Here is a 1,289-nt window from a genome sequence, read left to right as displayed (position 1 = left end):
ATTGCTGTGACTTCTGGAATATATGCCCAGTTGTGTGTAGTTATCTAAAGTAGGTAGTAAAGTTGGCAAAAACAAAATAGCCTTTATAAAAGTCGCGGCATGCCCGGACCGTTGAGGGAAATGAGTGTTACGGGAGTCGTGAAAAAACAGCTATTTATGCAGTACGTGTTTTTTTGCAGCGGAGTAACACGGCCTTTAGGTCATTTCCCTCAACGTCTCGGCTATGGTAAGTAGGGCAGGCAAGGAAACTTTTCGTTTCCGTCTGGTCTGCTAGCCATAGCTTTTTGTTTTGTAATTATTTTTTCTTTTTTAATTGCCAAATCCAAAAGATTTGGCGGACTTAGTAAACAAGCCCAAGCCATTAAATATAGCACTTTATGCCCTATTTGCTATAGGCATTGTTAGCAAAAGTTATTTGTCCATTTCTTCAAATTCTTTAATTGCGATATGACTTTCAATATGATTCAAATAAGGTTTACTAATTATAACACCTGGATTCATTGCACATCTTATAAAATACTCTTTTCCTTTTTGAATATCAATTGTAACGGAATCTGCCGATTCTGTTTTAGCCCAAAAAGTATGATTTCCAAAATCATAAATCTTTAGTTCACATTTTTCTCCATTTCTAGTCCGACAAACGACAGAGTCCGTATCCATTCTAACTTTGTAACCAATAAAGCTGCCATTTGCCATTCTTGGCCTGTAGAAATAAACTTTCGCGTAGTCTGCATCGATTGGTAGTCGTGATTTGTTATTTAATTCAGAAATAGACTTTAGTTTAGTAAAGGTTTTTTCATCAAGATTCCTAAGAATGTTTCCCTTTATTTGATAGCAAGTACTTCCCCATTTTTTTGGTCTTTTTAGCTCTGTAAGTTGGATAATATTTCCTCCAAATTTTCTTGCTTGAATTTTTGCATCATTTACAACTTTACTATACCCACAATCTGTAGTAAATCCACTATCTCCAATTTTAAATGTTCCTATTAATGTTGAACCTAATAAGTTTGTAGTACTATCTAAAACTATAACTTCTGATTTTAAATCAAGAGGCTGAAATTGGGAATTGGAAATTGCATTTCTGATTTTAGGGGAACAACTCCATAGAATAACAACGGATAAGAGAAATAAAATTTTGTTTTTCATAATTTTTGCTAACGGTTGGGCTCGTATGTTTGTTTCTTAAGTTGAAGATAAGATATTTAGAACAATGAATTAGTTTAAAGGAAGAGTGATTTCGTGGTTGGGCTAGATACTAAAAAGAGATATCGTCGCTTAGGTTTACGCTC

At 34.3% G+C, this 1,289-nt stretch carries 1 protein-coding gene; it reads right to left on the bottom strand.

What is annotated here, in order from left to right:
* Positions 1 to 411: 411 nt before the first annotated feature.
* Entirely contained in the window at positions 412 to 1,146 is a 735-nt protein-coding gene (locus HW347_RS20570; protein ID WP_214613599.1) for a hypothetical protein, read from the bottom strand.
* Between the last annotated feature and the right edge of the window lie 143 nt (positions 1,147 to 1,289).

The organism is Zobellia barbeyronii (genome assembly GCF_018603515.1).
Lineage (GTDB): Bacteria > Bacteroidota > Bacteroidia > Flavobacteriales > Flavobacteriaceae > Zobellia > Zobellia barbeyronii.
Note: the sequence above shows the minus strand (reverse complement) of the source record. Positions and strands in the feature narration are given on the sequence as shown.